The organism is Allobosea sp. R86505 (assembly GCF_042466375.1).
GTDB lineage: Bacteria > Pseudomonadota > Alphaproteobacteria > Rhizobiales > Beijerinckiaceae > Allobosea.
Genome location: NZ_JAXHPY010000001.1, coordinates 2,218,647 through 2,236,890 on the forward strand (window position 1 = coordinate 2,218,647; position 18,244 = coordinate 2,236,890).

The window sequence follows — 18,244 nt, forward strand, 5'->3', positions numbered from 1 at the left end:
GCTCCACGCTAGCGAGCGATCATGACAGAAGCCCTCACACTCGGCCGCCTGTTTCCGGGCGCCTTCGCCGCCGGCGGGTCGCGGCGGGTCGCAGGCCTCGCCTTCGACAGCCGCAAGGTGGCGCCGGGCGACGTCTTCGTCGCGCTCGCCGGTGCCAAGGCGGATGGCGCGCGCTTCATTGCGGATGCCGTCGGCAAGGGGGCCATCGCTGTCGTCTCGGGCGGGCCACGCCCGGAAGGGCTCGACCCGGCCGTCGCCTTCGCCGAGGTCGCCGAGCCGCGTCTCGCGCTGTCGCTCGCCGCCGCGCAAATCCATCCGCGCCAGCCCCGGACCATCGTCGCGGTCACCGGCACCAGCGGCAAATCCTCGGTGGCCGATTTCACCCGGCAGATCTTCCAGTCGCTCGGCCATCAGTCGGCAAGCCTCGGCACCATCGGCATCGTCACCGCGAGGGGCGCCGATTACGGCTCGCTCACGACGCCGGACCCGATCTCGCTGCACGCCTCGCTCAACCGGCTGGCCGGGGAAGGTGTGACGCATCTCGCCATGGAAGCCTCCTCGCACGGGCTCGACCAGCACCGGCTCGACGGGGTCAGGCTCGCTGCCGGCGCCTTCCTGAATCTGGGGCGCGACCATCTCGACTACCATCCGACGGTGGCCGACTACCTCGCCGCCAAGCTGCGGCTCTGGACGCTGCTTCCCAAGGGGGCGCCTGTCGTGATCAATCGCGACGAGCCCTATGCGCAGGAGGCCGCCGATGCGGCCCTTGCCGCAGGACACCGGCTGATCGGCATCGGCCGCAAGGGCGAGACCATCCGGCTCGTCGAGAGCGTCCGCGAAGGTTTTTCACAGCGGCTGACTGTGGCGGTCGAAGGGCGCGAGCATCGGGTGACGCTGCCGCTGGTCGGCGACTTCATGGCGGGCAACGCGCTGGTGGCCGCCGCACTCGCCATCGCCACCGGCGACGACACCGAGCGCGCGCTGCAGGCGATCGCAGGACTGACCGGTGTCGCCGGTCGGCTGGAGCGCGTCGGCGAGGCCAATGGCGGTCTGGTGGTCGTGGATTACGCTCACAAGCCCGATGCGCTGGCGGCCGTGCTCTCAACCCTGCGCGGCTATGCGACTGGGCGCCTGATCTGCGTCTTCGGCTGTGGTGGCGACCGCGACACTGGCAAGCGGCCGGTGATGGGGGCGATCGCTGCCGAGAAGGCCGACATCGCCATCGTCACCGACGATAATCCGCGCAGCGAGGACCCCGCCGCGATCCGGGCGCAGGTAATGGCGGCCTCGCCGAAGCTGCGCGAGATCGGCGACCGGGCCGAGGCGATCCGGGCCGCCGTGGCCATGTTGATGCCGGGCGATGTTTTGGTCGTGGCCGGAAAGGGCCATGAAACCGGCCAGATCATCGGCGACCGGACCTATCCCTTCTCCGACCAAGACGTGGTGCGGACGGCTATCGCGGAGATCGCAGGATGAGCGCCCCTCTCTGGAGCGGAGACGAACTGGTCGCGGCGCTGGGTGCGCGGGCCGATGGCGCCGTCCCGAGTGCCGTCACGGGCATCTCGATCGACACCCGCACGCTGGAGCCGGGCGACGCCTTCTTCGCCATCACCGGCGAAGCCCGCAACGGGCACGACTTCGTCGCTGCCGCCCTGGAAAAGGGCGCGGCGCTCGTCGTGGTCGACGAGGCCCATGCGGAGCAGTTCGCCGGCCGAGGCGCGCTCGCCATCGTGCCCGACGTGCTCAAGGCGATGGAGCGGGCCGGCAGCGTCCGCCGGGCGGAGCTGAAGGCCGGTGTGGTCGCGGTCACCGGCTCCGTCGGCAAGACCGGCACCAAGGAGGCGCTGCGGCTCGTCCTGTCGCGGCAGGGCAAGACGCATGCGCCGGTCGCCTCCTACAACAACCATTGGGGCGTGCCGCTGACCTTGTGCCGGACGCCGCGGGACGTCGCCTACGCCGTCTACGAGATCGGCATGAACCATCCCGGCGAGATCCTCCCGCTGGCGAAGCTGGTGCGGCCGCAGGTCTCGATCATCACGACGATCCAGCCGGTCCACCTTGCGGCGTTCTCATCACTTGAAGGGATCGCGGAGGAGAAAGCCGGGGTCTTCTGGGAACTGGAGCCCGGCGGGACCGCCATCTTTAATGGCGACATCCCCCAGGCCGATCTCCTGGAGCGCATCGCCAAGGCCGGCCGGGCCGGGCGCGTGATCCGCTTCGGCGAAAGCGTCGATGCCGATGTCAGGCTGATCTCCTGCGCGCTGCGCTCCGACGTGTCGACCGTCGATGCGGTGGTGATGGGGCAGCCGATCACCTATCGGATTGGCAGCCCCGGCAAGCACATCGTGATCAATTCGCTCGCCGTGCTGGCGGCTGCGCAGGCGCTGGGCGCCGATCTCGCGCTGGCGGCGCTGGCGCTCGGCGACCTGCGTCCGCCGGCGGGGCGCGGGGCGCAGCAGCGGCTCGAGGCGCCCGGCGGCCCCTTCACGCTGATCGACGAGAGCTACAACGGCAATCCGGCCTCGGTGAAGGCGGCGATCGAGAATCTCGGCCGTATCCCGGTCGCCGGGCGCGGGCGGCGGATCGCCGTGCTGGGCGACATGCTGGAACTCGGGCCGACGGGTCCCGACCTGCACAAGGGGCTGGCGCCGGCGATCACGGCCAACGGCATCGACAGCGTGTTCGCCTGCGGCCCGCTGATGCGCGGGCTCTATGACAGCTTGCCTTCGACCCTGCGGGGGGCTTATGCCGCCCAGGCGAGCGGGCTCGAACCGCTCGTGCTGGACACTGTGCGGTCCGGCGACGTCATCATGATCAAGGGGTCGCTCGGTTCGCGCATGGGGCCGATCGTCAAGGCGCTGACCATACGTTTTCCCGCCTCCTCGGCTGAAGACTAGAACAAGAGACCGCAACAACAATGCTCGTCTGGCTCGCCGACTTCTCGGGCACGTTCCCGATCCTGAACGTCTTCCGGTACATCACCTTCCGGGCCGGCGGCGCGACCGCGACGGCGCTGCTCGTGGTCTTCTTCTTCGGCCCCGCCGCGATCTCCTGGCTGCGGATCAAGCAGGGCAAGGGCCAGCCGATCCGAACCGACGGGCCGGAATCCCATCTCGCCAAGCGCGGCACGCCGACCATGGGCGGGCTGATGATCCTGGGCGGGCTGCTGGTGGCGACATTGCTCTGGGGCAATCTGCGCAACCCTTATGTCTGGGTCGTGCTCGGCGTGACGGTCAGCTACGGCGCGATCGGCTTCTATGACGACTATCTCAAGGTGACGAAGCAGTCCCACAAGGGCTTCTCGGGCAAGGCGCGCCTGGGCCTCGAGATGGCGATCGCCCTCTTCGCCTGCTGGGTGGTTATGCAACTCGGCCCGCCCGCGATCGCATCGGGCTTCGCCATGCCCTTCCTGAAAGAACTCGTGATCCCGCTCGGGATCTTCTTCCCGATCGTCACGGCCTTCGTCGTCGTCGGCGCCGGCAATGCGGTGAACCTCACCGACGGGCTCGATGGCCTCGCCATCGTTCCGGTGATGATCGCGGCGGCGACCTTCGGCTTCATCTCCTACCTGACCGGAAACGCGATCTTCGCTAACTACCTGCAGATCCATCACGTGCCCGGCGCCGGCGAACTCGCGGTGGTCTGCGGCGCGGTGATCGGCGCCGGCATCGGCTTCCTCTGGTTCAACGCGCCGCCGGCGCAGATCTTCATGGGCGATACCGGCTCGCTCGGCCTGGGCGGCCTGCTTGGCGTCGTCGCCGTCGCGACCAAGCACGAGATCGTGCTGGCGATCGTCGGCGGGCTCTTCGTGATCGAGGCGCTCTCGGTAATCATCCAGGTCTTCGTCTACAAGCGCACGGGCAAGCGCGTCTTCCTGATGGCGCCGATCCACCACCATTTCGAGAAGCTGGGCTGGACCGAGCCGCAGGTCGTGATCCGCTTCTGGATCATCTCCGTGGTGCTGGCGCTGATCGGCCTGTCGACGCTGAAGCTGCGCTGAGATGACACCCGTCACCTGTTTTGCCGGCAGGCGCGTCGCGCTGTTCGGGCTCGGCGGCTCGGGGCTCGCCACCGCGCTGGCGCTGATCGCCGGCGGGGCGCAGGTCGAGGCCTTCGACGACAATCCCGCGAGCCGCGAGAAGGCGGCGGGGAAGGGCATCCCGGTCGCCGACCTCGAGGCGGCCGACTGGTCGCGTTTCGACAGCCTGATCCTGGCGCCGGGCGTGCCGCTCACCCATCCCGCCCCGCACTGGACGGTCGAGAAGGCCCAGGCGGCCGGGATCGAGATCATCGGCGACATCGAGCTGTTTTTCCGCGAGCGGGCGGCGATCGCGCCGGCCGCACCGGTCGTCTGCATCACCGGCACAAACGGCAAGTCGACGACGACGGCCCTGATCGCCCATGTGCTGCAGGCCGCCGGCCGCGACGTCCAGATGGGCGGCAATATCGGCACGGCCGTGCTGGCGCTGCAGCCACCGGCCGACGGCCGCATCCACGTCATCGAATGCTCCAGCTACCAGATCGACCTCGCACCTTCGATGGCGCCGAGCGTCGGCATCCAGATGAACCTGACGCCGGATCATCTCAACCGGCACGGGACCTTCGAGCAATACGGGGCGATCAAGGAGCGGTTGGTCGCCGCGGCCGACATCGCGGTGATCGGGGTCGATGACGAGCCGTCGAAGCAGATGGCGCGGCGGCGTGCGGCCTCGGGGCGGCCCGTGGTCAAGATCAGCGGCGAGCAGCCGCTGGATGACGGCGTCTTCGCGGGCGTGACCGCCAATGCCGGCTCGCTGGAGACGCGGATCGTCCAGGTGCTCGACGGCAAGCCGCGCATCGTCGCCAATCTCGCCGGGATCGGCTCGCTGCGCGGCTCGCACAACGCGCAGAATGCGGCGGCCGCCTTCGCCGCCTGTTTCGCGCTGGGCCTGACGGCGCCGGAGATCGCGGCGGGCTTCGCCAGCTATCCCGGACTGGCGCATCGCATGGAGGAGATCGGCCGCATCGGCCGCGTCGTCTTCATCAATGATTCCAAGGCGACCAATGCGGATTCGACCGAGAAGGCGCTGACGTCCTTCCGCGACATCTTCTGGATCCTCGGCGGCAAGGCCAAGGAGGGCGGCATCGAGTCGCTACGCCGCTATTTCCCCAACATCGCCCGGGCCTATCTGATCGGTGCGGCGAGCGACCTCTTCGCGGCGACCTTCGAGGCGGATGGCCGCGTCACTTACGAGCGCAGCGGCACGCTCGACGTAGCCGTCGCGCAGGCGACGCAGGATGCGCTCGCGCATGGCGGGCAGGGCGAGATCGCTGTTCTGCTGTCGCCGGCCTGCGCCTCGTTCGACCAGTTCCCGAATTTCGAGGTGCGGGGCGATGCCTTCCGGGCGCTGGTCAAGGCGCTGCCGGGCTTCGAGCCGTTCGGCGCGCGCTAGGCTTTCGGCGCCGCCGGCGCGCCGCTGGGGCATGGCGGCCATCCGCTGCGCAACTGGCCGGCGCGCCGCGAAAGCGACATGTCTGACGGGCGCGTCCGGCCGGCCGGTCCCGCCCTGCGATTGAGGACCGATGATGAGCAACGCCCCGAATTTCGACGAGCGGATCGACCGCCGCGGCACCCATTCCTCGAAATGGGACATGATGGAGCCCCTCTATGGCGTGCCGGCCTCGGAGGGCATCGCCATGTGGGTCGCCGACATGGATTTCCGGCCCCCGGCCTGTGTGCAGGCGGCGCTCGAGGGCATGGCGGCCCATGGGCTCTACGGCTATTTCGGCGACAGCAAGGCCAATCACGAGGCGATCCGCTGGTGGATGCAGAGCCGCCATGGCTGGGAGGTCGAGCCGGCCTCGATCTTCACCGTGAACGGGCTCGTCAACGGCACGGCGCTGTGCGTGGCCGCCTATACGAAGCCCGGTGACGGCGTCGTGCTGATGACGCCGGTCTATCATGCCTTCGCCCGCGTGATCTCCGCGGCGGGTCGGCAGGTGGTCGAATGCCAGCTCGCGATCGAGAACGACCGCTATGTCCTCGACATCGCCGCCTGGGACGCGATGATGACCGGCCAGGAGCGCATGTTCGTGCTCTGCTCGCCGCACAATCCCGGCGGGCGCGTCTGGACTCGCGAGGAACTGCGCGCGATCGCGGAGTTCTGCGTCCGCCACGACCTGATCCTGGTTTCCGACGAGATCCACCACGATCTCGTCATGCCCGGCCACAAGCACATGGTGATGGCGCTGGCGGCGCCGGAGATCATGGACCGGCTGGTGATGATGACCGCCACGACCAAGACCTTCAACATCGCCGGCTGCCATGTCGGCAACATCATCGTGCCCGACAAGGCGCTGCGGGCGCCGCTGGCGGCGGCGATCAACGCCGCGGGCGTCTCGCCGAATTCCTTCGGCATGATGATGGCGACCGCGGCCTACAGACCGGACGGCGCCGCCTGGGTCGATCAGCTGGTCGCCTATCTCGATGGCAACCGCCGGTTGTTCGAGGAGGGAGTCGGAGCGATCCCCGGCGTGCGGGCGATGCCGCTGGAGGCGACCTATCTCGCCTGGATCGACTTTACGGGCACCGGCATGGCGCCCTCCGAGTTCACGGCCCGCATCGAGAAGCAGGCGCTGATCGCCGCCAATCACGGCCCGAGCTTCGGCAAGGGCGGTGCGTCCTTCCTGCGCTTCAACCTGGCGACGCCGCGCGCCGTCGTGGCCGAGGCGGTCGACCGGCTGAAGCAGGCTTTCGGCGATCTGCAATAGCCCGGAGCGGGCTTCGGAATCATTCCGTTAACTCTTCATTGACAGAGTGATTCGGATTGGGAGCGGGTCTCGGCCCGCTCCGCGCCTGTCCTGGAGCCTCTTATGGTCTCGCGCGCCGAACCTTCTCTCAGCGGCCGCTGGTGGTGGTCGATCGACCGCGTCATCCTGAGCGCCCTCGTCGCGCTGATGGTTTCCGGCGTCGTGCTGCTGATGGCGGGCGGGCCACCTGTGGCGGAGCGCCTCGGGCTGTCCACCTTCCACTTCGTCAACCGTCAGGCGGCCTATCTCGTCCTGGCCCTGGCGATCTTCGTCGGCGTCTCCTTCCTGACGCCACGCCAGGTCCGGCGGCTGGCCCTGCTGATCTTCACCGTCTCGCTCGCCATGGTGGTGGCGACGCTCTATCTCGGCGTCGAGGTCAAGGGGGCGCGGCGCTGGCTCACGCTGGGGCCGATCGGGTCGATCCAGCCCTCCGAGTTCCTCAAGCCGGCCTTCGTCGTCCTCGCCGCATGGGCCTTCGCCGAGGGCACGCGACGGCCCGATCTGCCGGGCACCTGGATCGCTTTCCTGCTGCTGCCGGCGACGATCGCGCCGCTCGTACTGCAACCGGATTTCGGCCAGACCATGCTCGTCACGCTGGTCTGGGCCGGGCTGTTCTTCGTTGCGGGTCTGCACTGGTTCTGGGTGCTGGGGCTGGGCGGGGCCGGGGCCGTCGGCATCCTGATCGCCTACCAACTCGTGCCGCATGTGCGCGCCCGCATCGAGCGCTTCATGGACAAGGGCTCCGGCGACACCTTCCAGATCGACACGGCGCTCGAAAGCTTCGCGCAGGGGGGCTGGCTCGGGAAAGGCCCGGGCGAGGGCACCGTGAAGCGAATCCTGCCCGACGCGCATACCGACTTCATCTTTGCGGTGACGGCCGAGGAATTCGGCATCGTCGTCTGCATCCTGCTGGTGATGCTGTTCGCGCTGATCGTGCTGCGGGCGCTCTTCGTCGCGCAGAAGGCCGAGGACCCGTTCATCCGGCTGGCCGTAACCGGTCTCGCGCTGCTCTTCGGCATCCAGGCCGCGATCAACATGATGGTCAACCTGCACATGATGCCGGCCAAGGGCATGACCCTGCCGTTCATCTCCTATGGCGGCTCGTCGCTGATCTCGCTGGCGATCGGGACGGGATTCCTGCTGGCCTTGACGCGCAAACGACCGCGCGCCGTCGATTTCGGTCGTTTCAGGAACTGACGCGATGGGACAGGCCAAGCTCGTCATTCTCGCAGCCGGCGGTACGGGCGGCCATCTCTTCCCGGCCGAGGCCCTGAGCCACGCCTTGCGGGCCAAGGGCATCCGGGTCGTGCTGATGACCGATCCGCGCGGGGCCGAATTCGCCGGGGATTTTCCGGCGGACGCGGTCATTCCCGTGCCGTCGGCGACGCCGTCCGGTCTGCCGCTCTCCGGCAAGATCCGTGTCGCCATGGAGGTCGCCAAAGGCGTGTTCGCGGCGCGCCGGATCGTCAGGGACCTCAAGCCGGGGCTGGTCGTCGGCTTCGGCGGCTATCCGACCGTGCCGCCCGTGCTGGGTGCGGCGCTGGGCGGGGTGAAGACGCTCGTCCATGAGCAGAACGCCGTGATCGGGCGGGCCAACCGCTTCCTCTCGGGCTGGGTCGACGCGATCGCGACGGGATTCGCGGAGGTGGGCGGCCTCACCGCCAAGGCCAGCGCGAAATGCCGCCATGTCGGCAACCCGGTGCGCCCGGCCGTGGTGGCGGCGGCCTCGCCCTATTCCGGGCCGGGCGTAGGAGCGTTCAACCTCCTGGTCTTCGGCGGCAGCCAGGGCGCGCGCGTCATGGCCGATATCCTGCCGCCCGCGATCCAGCTGCTGGCTCCCGCCGAGCGGGCGCGGCTGGTCATCACCCAGCAGGCCCGTGCCGAGGACGATGGCCGCGTCAGCGGGATCTATGAGAGCCTCGGCGTCAGGGCCGAGATCGCGCCCTTCTTCAAGGACCTTCCGGGCCGGATGGCGAAGGCCCATCTGGTGATCGGCCGCTCCGGCGCCTCGACGGTCGCAGAACTCACCGTGATCGGTCGTCCCGCCATCCTCGTGCCGCTGCCGGGCTCGCTCGACCAGGACCAGGCGGCCAATGCCGCCTTCCTGGAGAAGCGCGGTGCCGCCATCCGGGTGCTGCAGCCGGATTTCACGCCGCGCTGGCTGGCGGGCGAGCTCTCCAGGCTGATGCAGCAGCCGTCGGACTTGACGGTCATGGCCGAGAGCGCGAAGAGCGCCGGAATCGCCGACGCCGCGGATCGACTCGCCGCCGTCGTCACGGACGTCGCCGGCTTCTAACCTCACCAAGGATCGCCGCATCATGAAGCTGCCGCCGAAGCTCGGCTCCATTCACTTCGTCGGGATCGGCGGCATCGGCATGTCCGGCATCGCCGAGGTGCTGCACAATCTCGGCTACAAGGTGCAGGGCTCCGACGCCTCGGACGGCGCCAACGTCAAGCGCCTCGCCGAGAAGGGCATCACCACCTTTGTCGGGCACAAGGCGGACAATCTCGGCGAGGCCGAGGTCGTCGTGGTCTCGACCGCGATCAAGCGCGACAATCCCGAACTCGTCGCCGCCCGCGAGAAGCGCCTGCCGGTGGTGCGCCGGGCCGAGATGCTGGCCGAACTGATGCGGCTGAAGAGCTGCATCGCGATCGCCGGCACGCATGGCAAGACGACGACGACCTCGCTCGTCGCGACGCTGCTGGAGAAGGGAGGGCTCGACCCGACCGTGATCAATGGCGGCATCATCAACGCCTATGGCACCAATGCCCGCATGGGCGAGAGCGACTGGATGGTGGTCGAGGCCGACGAATCCGACGGCACTTTCCTGAAGCTGCCGGCGGATGTCGCCATCGTCACCAATATCGACCCCGAGCATCTCGACCATTTCGGCACTTTCGACGCGATCAAGGCCGCCTTCCGCAGCTTTGTCGAGAACCTGCCCTTCTACGGCTTCGCGGTGATGTGCATCGACCATCCCACCGTGCAGGGCCTCGTCGGGCAGATCGAGGACCGCCGCGTCGTCACCTATGGCGAAAATCCCCAGGCCGACTTCCGGCTGATCGACATCGATCTCTCGGGCGGGCAGGCGAAGTTCACGCTGCTGATCCGCGATCGCAAGCGCGGCCGCGACGAGGTCGTACGCGATCTGATCATGCCGATGCCCGGCCATCACAACGCGCTCAACGCCACGGCGGCGATCGCGGTGGCTTATGATCTCGGCATTCCCGTCGAGCGCATCCGCGCCGCGCTCGCCGGCTTCGGCGGCGTGAAGCGCCGCTTCACCAAGACCGGGGAGTGGAATGGCGCCCTGATCTTCGACGATTACGGCCATCACCCGGTCGAGATCGCGGCCGTGCTCAAGGCGGCGCGCGCCTCGACCAAGGGCAAGGTCGTCGCGATCGTGCAGCCGCATCGCTATACGCGGCTCGCCAGCCTGTTCGACGATTTCGCCGCCTGCTTCAACGACGCCGACACGGTGATCGTGGCCGACACCTATGCGGCGGGCGAGGCCCCGATCGCAGGCGCCGACCGCGATTCGCTGGTCTCCGGCATCAAGGCGCGCGGCCATCGCCACGCCCTGCCGCTGGAGAGCCCCGACAGGCTCGCCGGCATGGTGGCCGAGGTGGCGGGGCCCGGCGACTATGTCGTGCTGCTCGGCGCCGGCAACATCACGCAATGGGCCTACGCCCTTCCGGGCGAACTGGCCGCGTTTGCGCCGCCAAAGCCCGCGGCATGAGCTTCGAGGATATCACCCCGGCCCTCCGCGCCGCGGCCCCCGAGTTGCGCGGCCGTCTGCTGCTCAATGCCGAGATGGCGCCGCTGACCTGGTTTCGGGTCGGCGGACCGGCCCAGGTGCTGTTCACGCCTGCCGACGAGACCGATCTCGCGCATCTCCTGTCGGGCCTTCCGCCGGAGATCCCGCTGACGGTGGTCGGGCTCGGCTCGAATCTGATCGTCCGCGACGGCGGCATTCCGGGGCTGGTGATCCGGCTCGGTGGCAAGGCCTTCGGCGAGATTGCGCTCGAACCCGGCGACCGGCTGCGGGCTGGGGCTGCGGTGCCGGATGTCAAGCTGGCGCGGGCGGCAGCCGATGCGGCGCTCGACGGGCTCGCCTTCTACCGCGGCATTCCCGGCTGCATCGGCGGGGCGCTGCGGATGAATGCCGGCGCCCATGGCGGCGAGACGACCGACGTGCTGGTCGAGGCGCGCGGCGTGACGCGGGCCGGAACGCTCGTCACGCTCTCCCATGCCGAGATGGGCTTCTCCTATCGCAGCAGCGGCGCCGACACGCAGGACATCATCTTCACCTCGGCGCTGTTCCAGGGGCGGCCAGGGGACCGGGCTGCAATCCAGGCCGAGATGGACCGTGTCACCGCGGCCCGCGAGGCGGCGCAGCCGATCCGGGAACGCACCGGCGGCTCGACCTTCAAGAACCCGCCCGGCGGCAAGGCCTGGCAGCTGATCGACGCCGCCGGCTGCCGGGGCCTGCGGATGGGCGGGGCGCAGGTCTCGGAGATGCACTGCAACTTCCTGATCAACACCGGCGGGGCGAGCGCGGCCGATGTCGAGGGCCTCGGCGAAGAGGTGCGGCGCCGGGTGAAGGACCATTCCGGCTTCGAGCTGCAATGGGAGATCAAGCGGATCGGCGTCGCCTGAGAGCCGCTCCGGCCCATCGCTGGGCCGGGCGTCCGGACCGCGAAGAATCCACGCGCGATCCCATCTCCCGGGCGCAACCTTTACCAAAAATTTACCAGCAGATCGAAGAGTGGACGTTAACGGCGCATCAAGCAATCGGGTGCCGGGACGTCTTCAGAACCGATCTCCGCCAGGGCCGCGAAACAGCGTGTTTCATCCCTGCGGCTAGGCTCCGGACGGCCCGGCGTGACCGAATCGGCCCAGCGCCGCCTGGCTGCCCATGCGGGCTCAACTTCGGTGAACGCGTCACATGGATGGTGGAGGACGCCTCCCTCGATCGGTCAAGACAACGGTGGCGGTTGCCGCCGCGCGTCTGCCGGTCCCGGCTCCCGGGCCGCAGCTGCTCGTCGGCGAGCGGCAGGGGCGCTGGCTGCGCCGTTCGCGCCGCAGTGCAGTCGCCGTGCCGCTGGCGCAGCGCCTGCCGCGCCGGCTGGGCACCTGGCTGACGTTCGGCTTCCTGGGTCTGAGCATCGGGGCCGGGACGCTGCTGGGGGGGCATGTCGAGACGCTGCGTGACAATTATGGCGAGCCACACCACATGCTGGCCCGCCTCGTCGGCTTGGGAATCGACCGCGTCACCATCTCGGGCATCGCCGAACTCTCGGAAGTCGAGGTTCTGGTCGCCGCCGGCATCGACCCGAAGATCTCGCTGCCCTTCTTCGACGCCGACCAGGCGCGCAAGCGACTCGAATCCGCTCCCCTGATCCGCGAGGCCACCGTCCGCAAACTCTATCCGGGCGAGGTCGCGATCACGCTGGTCGAGCGCGAACCCTTCGCGTTGTGGCAGGTGAAGGGCGAGCTTTACGTGATCGCCGCCGATGGGACGGTGATCGACAAGATGGATGACGGGCGCTTCGCCCATCTTCCGCTGGTCGTCGGCGTCGACGCCAACAACCGCGCCCGCGAATATCTCGCGCTGCGCAGCGAGGCCGGCCCGATCGCCCCGCATATCCGCGCGGCGACGCTGGTGGCCGGCCGGCGCTGGAATCTGAAGCTCGACAACGGCATGGATGTGCGCCTCCCCGAGGCGGAGCCGGCCGCGGCGGTGAAGAGGCTGGCGGCTCTCCAGGCCGATTACCGGATCTTCGAGAAGGATCTGCTGGCGATCGACCTGCGCCAGCCCGACCGGGTCGTCATGAGGCTGACGGAAGAGGGCGCCGCCGCCCGCACCGAACAGCTCAAGAGCAAGACCAAGAAAAAGGGAGGCGAAGCATGAACCACGTCACCTCCCAGGGCCTGACGCCGCGGATGCGTCCGCTCTCGTCGCGCAAGAGCGCGACGTTGTCGATTCTCGACATCGGCACGAGCAAGGTCGTCTGCCTGATCGCCGAGCTGAACCCGGCCGAGGCCAATGAGCGGCTGCGCGGCCGCACCCATGTCGCGCGCATCATCGGCATCGGCCATCAGCGCTCGCTCGGCCTCAAGGGCGGCGCGATCATCGATCTCGAAAGCGCCGAGAAGGCGATCCGCGCCTCGGTCGACGCCGCCGAGCGCATGGCCAAGGTCGAGGTCCAGTCGGTCATCGTCAACCTGACCGGCGGGCGCCTCGCCTCGCAGCATTACGCGGCCAGCGTCGATCTGCGCGCAGGCTCGGTCGGCGACGGCGACGTCAAGCGCGTGCTCGCCCATGCCGCCACCCATGCGCTGCGGCCCGGCAAGGCCGTGCTCCATGCCCTTCCGACCGGCTATGCGCTGGACGGCGTGCCGGGCGTGCTCGATCCGCGCGGGCTGATCGGCGGCAAGCTCTCGGTCGACATGCATGTCGTCGCCAGCGAGGCCTCCGCCGCGCGCAACGTCATGCTGGCGGTCGAACGCTGCCATCTCGAGGTCGAGGCGGTGGTCGCGACCCCCTATGCGTCGGGTCTGTCGGTGCTCGTCGACGACGAGGCCGAGATGGGCGTGGTCGTGGTCGACATGGGTGGCGGCACCACCAGCCTCGGCGTCTTCTCGGGCGGCCACCTGATGCATGCCGACGCGATCGCGGTCGGCGGCAACCACATCACCATGGACGTGGCGCGCGGACTCTCGACCCGCGTCGCGGCCGCGGAGCGGCTGAAGACGCTGCACGGCTCCTGCATTTCCAGCGCCTCCGACGAGCGCGACATGATCTCCGTGCCGCAGGTCGACGACGACGAGCGCGACACGCCCAACCATCTGCCGAAGTCGCAGCTGGTGCGGATCATCAAGCCGCGCGTCGAGGAAATTCTCGAACTGGTGCGCGACCGCCTGACCCAGGCCGGCTTCTCCGCCCAGGCCGGGCGCCGCGTCGTGCTGACGGGCGGCGCCTGCCAGCTCACCGGCCTTCCCGAGGTGGCGCGGCGCATTCTCGGCGGTCAGGTCCGCACGGGCCGGCCGCTCGGCATCAAGGGCCTGCCCGAAGCCGGCAAGGGGCCGGCCTTCGCGGCGGCGGTCGGCCTGCTGGTCTACCCGCAGGTGGCCCATGTCGAGCATTTCGAGCCCCGCGCGGGCGCGGCTTATTTCGCCACGGGAACCGACGGGTATTTTTCCCGCGTCGGGCGGTGGCTGAAGGAGAGTTTCTGAGCGGAAGGCCGTCACGGCCCTCCGTTCGAAAGCAGAGTGAGTACCGGCGAGCCCGCGCGGCGGGCGAGCCACGGCGTCGAATGTAGCAATCGGGACGGCTCCCGCCAGGCGCCGGACAAGGGATCAAAAGAGGCAACCATGGCGATGAATCTGCAAGCCCCGGACATCCGGGAACTCAAGCCCCGGATCACCGTGTTCGGCGTCGGTGGCGCCGGGGGCAATGCGGTCAACAACATGATCGAGGCCGGTCTCGACGGCGTCGATTTCGTGGTTGCCAACACGGATGCCCAGGCGCTCGCGCTGTCGCGGGCCTCGCGCATCATCCAGATGGGCCTGCAGGTGACCGAGGGTCTCGGCGCCGGCTCCCAGCCCGAGGTCGGCCGCGCGGCCGCCGAGGAGGTGATCGACGAGATTCGCGATCATCTCGCCGGCGCCCACATGGTCTTCATCACCGCCGGCATGGGCGGCGGCACCGGCACCGGTGCGGCCCCCGCCATCGCCCGCGTCGCCCGCGACATGGGCATCCTGACGGTGGGCGTCGTCACCAAGCCGTTCCAGTTCGAGGGCCATCGCCGCATGCGCATGGCGGAAGCCGGCATCAGCGAGCTGAACGAGGCGGTCGACACGCTGATCGTCATCCCCAACCAGAACCTGTTCCGGGTCGCCAACGAAACCACCGGCTTCGCCGACGCCTTCGGCATGGCCGACCAGGTGCTCTACTCCGGCGTCGCCTGCATCACCGACCTGATGGTCCGCCCCGGCCTGATCAATCTCGACTTCGCCGACGTCCGCGCCGTGATGCGCGGCATGGGCAAGGCGATGATGGGCACCGGTGAGGCGCAGGGCGACAAGCGCGCGCTGAACGCGGCCCAGGCCGCGATCAACAACCCGCTGCTCGACGACGTCTCGATGAAGGGCGCGCGCGGCTTGCTGATCTCGATCACCGGTGGGCGCGACATGAAGCTCTACGAGGTCGACGAGGCCGCCACCCGCATCCGCGAGGAGGTCGACTCCGAGGCCAACATCATCGTCGGCGCGACCTTCGACGAGGCGCTGGAAGGCATCGTGCGTGTTTCCGTCGTGGCGACGGGCATCGACAAGCCGGTGACCTCGCAGGCCGAGATGGACGAGACCGAGGCGCGCATTGCCCAGGTCGCCGAGCGCCTGAAGGCCGAGGCCCGCCTGCGCACCGCGACCCCGGCGCGCCAGGCTGCCCCGGCGCCGGCGCCGGTTGCGCCCGAAGCGCCGCTCGAGATGCGGATGCCGCATGCGATCGACACTGCGCCGCACAGCCTGTCGGAGGATATCCGCATCGCCCCGGCGCAGCCCCGCCCGGTGATGGCCACCGCGGCGCCCGAGCCCGTGCGTCAGCCCGAGCCCGCGCCGATGCTCGAAGAGAGTTTCATCCCGCCGATGCCGGAGCGTTCGGTGGTGCGTCCGACCCGCATGCCCCGCGTCGAGGATCTGCCGATCCCGGCGCAGGCCCAGATCGCCGCCCATCGCGGCGCCCAGGCCGCGCCGCCGCCGCCCAGCACCGCGGACCAGAAGCGCATGTCGCTGATGCAGCGCCTCGCCTCGGTCGGGTTCGGTCGCAAGGAGGAGGAGGCGGCCGAGGCCCCGCCGGCCGCGGTGCGCCAGGCGCCGCAGCCCCCGGCGATGCCGCAGGCTCCGAGCGCGGCTCATGCCGAGTATATGCGCCGCCCGGCAGCGCCGGTCGCCCGACCGGCCCAGGGTCAGCTCGACCCGCTCGGCCGCGCCGCCCCGAATCGGACCAGCGAGGAGGATCATCTCGAGATCCCGGCCTTCCTGCGCCGGCAGGCCAACTGAGCGTCCTCCCGGTTCGCACGGGCTGTCACATCGTCCCGGCGCGCCTCCCGCGCGCCGGGATTTCCCTTGTCGAAAACGATAATGATTTCAGCCTGATAGGTCCTCTCTGCGCGTTGCTGCGTCCTGTAACAGAGCGAAAGAAAGCGTGATTTTGTGACCATGCTCGGAAAGCTTATGTTGCGGCTGCACCACGACAGACAGGAGGCGGGCCTCGCCCGTTCCTGGACTCAGGACGCATCGCAGACGAACTGCCCCGGCGGGGACCATCCCCGATGAAACGGCGTCGTTCGCGATCAGGATTGGATACCGGAATGAGCTTCGATCGGCAGACGACCCTGCGAGCCCCCGTGACCCTGACCGGGATCGGCGTTCACTCCGGAGCTCCTGCCACGATCTGCCTCAAGCCCTCCAGCGCCAATTCCGGAATCGTGTTCCTGCGGCAGGGCCTCGAAGACGCGCCCGCCCAGCTGATCCATGCCAAGCACACAAAGGTCAGCGCGACCGAGCTGTGCACCGTCATTGGGGACCGGGCTTCGGCCTCCGTCGCGACCATCGAACATCTGATGTCGGCCTGCGCCGGTCTCGGCCTCGACAACGTGCTGGTCGAGATCGACGGGCCGGAAATGCCGATCATGGACGGCAGCGCCGCCGAATTCGTCGCCGCGATCGAGGCCACCGGTCTGGTCGGGCTCTCGTCGCCGCGCCGTTACCTGCGCATTCTGCAGCCGGTGCGGGTCGAGCACGGCCGTGCCTTCGCCGAGCTGTTGCCGGCCAAGAGCGGGTTCCGTCTCGATGTCGAGATCGACTTCGACACCACGGTGATCGGTCGGCAGCGCAAGGTGTTCGACCTCGAGGCCTCGGCTTATGCGCAGGAGATTTCCCGCGCCCGCACCTTCGGCTTCATGCGCGACGTCGAGCAGCTCTGGAAGGCGGGCTTCGCGCTGGGCGCCTCGCTCGATAACACGGTCGCCGTCGGCGACGACAAGGTCATCAATCCCGAGGGGCTGCGTTACGGCGACGAATTCGTTCGCCACAAGGTCCTGGACGCCATCGGCGACCTCGCGCTGGCGGGCTATCCGATCATCGGCGAGTTCCGCTCCTATTGCGGCGGTCACCGCATGAATGTGCGGATTCTGGAGGCGCTCTTCGCCGATCGCGCCAATTACGCCATCGTCGAGGCCGAGCCGGTCTATGCCGCGCCGCGGGCCGTTCAGATGGCCGCCGCTGCGCCTGCGGCCTTCGCGCCGGACGTGCACTGAGCCTTTCGCGCTCGCGCGCCTTCCTGTTGCCGGTTTTCTGTCGAATAGACGTCGCTGCCGCCGTGGGCGCTTGCTTTCGGCAGTGGCGCGCCATCGGCGTCTGAGGTAAGGCATGCATCCCCAGCGATGCGGGGACGATGACAAGAGGACGGACGACGTGAGCGTCATGCGGCTGAAGAACCCGACATCCAAGCGCGCCGGATCGATGGCGAAGGGCCCGGTCCTCGCGCTCGGCGCCGCCCTGCTGCTCGGCGGCTGCGACACCGTCTCATCGCTCAATCCCTTTGATCGGCCCGAGGTCTACAAGCCCGAGGTCAAGGAGATCGTTCCCGCCGACAGGCTCTACAACGAGGGGCTCGCGCGCCTGCAGAACGGCGACAGCGAGGGCGCCTCGAAGAAGTTCGACGAGATCGACAAGAGCGCGCCGTTCTCGCCCTATGCCCGCAAGGGGCTGATCCTCGCGGCCTACACGAACTACCAGGCCTCGAAGTGGGAGGAGACGATCACCGCCTCCAAGCGCTTCATCGCCCAGAACCCGGCCAGCCCCGATGCGGCCTATGCGCAGTATCTGATGGCGATGTCCTACTACAACCAGATCCCGGACGCGACGCGCGACCAGGAGCGGACGCAACTCGCCATCGCCGCTTTCGAACAGCTCATCCAGCGCTATCCCAACTCGGAATACGTTCTGGACGCCAAGGAGAGGCTCCTGGTCGCGCGCGACCAGCTCGCCGGCAAGGAAATGAATGTCGGGCGCTTCTATCTCGAGAAGCGCAATTTTACCGGCGCGGTGAACCGCTTCCGCGAGGTCATCATCAAGTACCAGACCACCCGGCATGTCGAGGAGGCGCTGATGCGCCTCACCGAAGCCTATATGGCGCTGGGAATCACCAACGAGGCGCAGACCGCCGCTGCTGTGCTGGGCCACAATTTCCCGGACAGCCCCTGGTACAAGGACGCCTATGTGCTGCTCGAGAGCGGCGGCCTGCAGCCGCGCGAGGATCGCGGCTCTTATATCAGCCGCGCCTTCCAGGGCTTCACGCGCGCGGTCACCGGTATCGTCGGGCTCGGCGGGCGGAGCTAGTTTCGCCGGCCATGAGGGTCGTCTGCGCATGCCCCGCTTCCTGAG

General features: G+C 68.8%; 14 protein-coding genes. All 14 read left to right on the forward strand.

The window, feature by feature from the left end; all coding sequences use genetic code 11:
* Window positions 1-21 precede the first annotated feature (21 nt).
* The 14 genes from SJY11_RS10725 (at window position 22) to SJY11_RS10790 (ending at window position 18,199) form a co-directional block, all read left to right on the forward strand.
* A complete protein-coding gene (locus tag SJY11_RS10725; protein ID WP_376986581.1) occupies window positions 22-1,476 on the forward strand; it encodes a UDP-N-acetylmuramoyl-L-alanyl-D-glutamate--2,6-diaminopimelate ligase in 1,455 nt (484 codons plus the stop codon).
* Window positions 1,473-2,897: a UDP-N-acetylmuramoylalanyl-D-glutamyl-2,6-diaminopimelate--D-alanyl-D-alanine ligase gene (locus SJY11_RS10730; RefSeq protein ID WP_376986582.1), complete on the forward strand. Its 1,425-nt coding sequence runs from the start codon at window positions 1,473-1,475 to the stop codon at window positions 2,895-2,897. Before SJY11_RS10725 ends, SJY11_RS10730 begins: the two co-directional genes overlap by 4 nt.
* Before the next feature lie 20 nt (window positions 2,898-2,917).
* A complete protein-coding gene (gene mraY / locus SJY11_RS10735; protein WP_376986583.1) occupies window positions 2,918-4,000 on the forward strand; it encodes a phospho-N-acetylmuramoyl-pentapeptide-transferase in 1,083 nt (360 codons plus the stop codon).
* Window position 4,001: 1 nt separating this feature from the next.
* Complete coding sequence (gene murD, locus SJY11_RS10740) at window positions 4,002-5,432, forward strand: UDP-N-acetylmuramoyl-L-alanine--D-glutamate ligase (protein ID WP_376986585.1); 1,431 nt, start codon at window positions 4,002-4,004, stop codon at window positions 5,430-5,432.
* Between the two features lie 130 nt (window positions 5,433-5,562).
* Entirely contained in the window at window positions 5,563-6,750 is a 1,188-nt protein-coding gene (locus tag SJY11_RS10745; protein ID WP_376986586.1) for a MalY/PatB family protein, read from the forward strand.
* Between the two features lie 102 nt (window positions 6,751-6,852).
* Window positions 6,853-7,986 (forward strand): FtsW/RodA/SpoVE family cell cycle protein, encoded by a 1,134-nt coding sequence (locus SJY11_RS10750; RefSeq protein ID WP_376986587.1) that lies wholly within the window; start codon window positions 6,853-6,855, stop codon window positions 7,984-7,986.
* A gap of 4 nt (window positions 7,987-7,990) precedes the next feature.
* Window positions 7,991-9,085 (forward strand): undecaprenyldiphospho-muramoylpentapeptide beta-N-acetylglucosaminyltransferase, encoded by a 1,095-nt coding sequence (murG, locus tag SJY11_RS10755; RefSeq protein ID WP_376986588.1) that lies wholly within the window; start codon window positions 7,991-7,993, stop codon window positions 9,083-9,085.
* Window positions 9,086-9,107: 22 nt separating this feature from the next.
* Window positions 9,108-10,529 carry a UDP-N-acetylmuramate--L-alanine ligase gene (gene murC / locus SJY11_RS10760; RefSeq protein ID WP_376986589.1) on the forward strand — a complete coding sequence of 474 codons (1,422 nt, stop codon included), beginning with the start codon at window positions 9,108-9,110 and terminating at the stop codon, window positions 10,527-10,529.
* Window positions 10,526-11,449: a UDP-N-acetylmuramate dehydrogenase gene (murB, locus tag SJY11_RS10765; RefSeq protein WP_376986591.1), complete on the forward strand. Its 924-nt coding sequence runs from the start codon at window positions 10,526-10,528 to the stop codon at window positions 11,447-11,449. Before murC ends, murB begins: the two co-directional genes overlap by 4 nt.
* Before the next feature lie 331 nt (window positions 11,450-11,780).
* Entirely contained in the window at window positions 11,781-12,704 is a 924-nt protein-coding gene (locus SJY11_RS10770) for a cell division protein FtsQ/DivIB (protein ID WP_465247435.1), read from the forward strand.
* The gene (gene ftsA, locus SJY11_RS10775; RefSeq protein WP_376986593.1) at window positions 12,701-14,029 is read left to right on the forward strand and encodes a cell division protein FtsA; all 1,329 of its coding nucleotides are present in this window, start codon (window positions 12,701-12,703) and stop codon (window positions 14,027-14,029) included. Before SJY11_RS10770 ends, ftsA begins: the two co-directional genes overlap by 4 nt.
* 138 nt (window positions 14,030-14,167) lie before the next feature.
* Window positions 14,168-15,856 (forward strand): cell division protein FtsZ, encoded by a 1,689-nt coding sequence (ftsZ, locus tag SJY11_RS10780; protein ID WP_376986594.1) that lies wholly within the window; start codon window positions 14,168-14,170, stop codon window positions 15,854-15,856.
* A 311-nt stretch (window positions 15,857-16,167) separates the two neighbouring features.
* Window positions 16,168-17,115: a UDP-3-O-acyl-N-acetylglucosamine deacetylase gene (gene lpxC / locus SJY11_RS10785; protein ID WP_376986595.1), complete on the forward strand. Its 948-nt coding sequence runs from the start codon at window positions 16,168-16,170 to the stop codon at window positions 17,113-17,115.
* A 166-nt stretch (window positions 17,116-17,281) separates the two neighbouring features.
* A complete protein-coding gene (locus SJY11_RS10790) occupies window positions 17,282-18,199 on the forward strand; it encodes an outer membrane protein assembly factor BamD (RefSeq protein ID WP_376989298.1) in 918 nt (305 codons plus the stop codon).
* Window positions 18,200-18,244 lie beyond the last annotated feature (45 nt).